This is a genomic window from Pseudomonas sp. EL_65y_Pfl2_R96 (assembly GCF_963970905.1).
Classification (GTDB): domain Bacteria; phylum Pseudomonadota; class Gammaproteobacteria; order Pseudomonadales; family Pseudomonadaceae; genus Aquipseudomonas.
The window spans coordinates 1-432 of the sequence record NZ_CAXAQH010000405.1 but is presented as its reverse complement, the minus strand read 5'-3'; the positions used below and the strand labels follow the sequence as shown (position 1 = coordinate 432).

1 protein-coding gene is annotated in these 432 nt (G+C 62.5%); it reads right to left on the bottom strand.

The genetic code is table 11. The features are described 5' to 3' along the window. Window positions 1–24: 24 nt before the first annotated feature. On the bottom strand, window positions 25–432 hold a 408-nt coding region (locus tag AACY49_RS31290), incomplete at its 5' end, for a tryptophan 7-halogenase (protein ID WP_339528226.1).

Below are 432 nucleotides of genomic sequence, written 5' to 3'. Positions count from 1 at the left end.
CCCCGGGGTGACGATGCGACCGGATCAGGCCGCGATCGGCGGTGCCTTGCAATGGCGGGCGATGAAGGCGGCGTGATCGGGCATGGCGGCGGCGACGTCAGCGGTGACGTCCGCGACATCGGCGAGAAAGTCGCTTCGCACTTCGGCCGACACCATCGCCGCATTGGGGTCGCATCCCATCGCAAACCCCTGCCCCAGCAGAACCTGGACCCAGCTTTCGACCCGAAACAGCTCGGCTGCGGCGCGTTTGTAGAAACGGCCCGACGAGGCGAATAATGCCAGCCGTTCGGCAAGGCTGTCGGGGATCGCCATGTGCTTCAGATAACGCCAATAGGGCGTGTCCTCGCGATCGGTCACCTTGTAATGTGCCACGATGAAGTCGCGCACGTCGGTAAATTCGAAATCGTGTTGGCGATTATATTCCGCGATGTC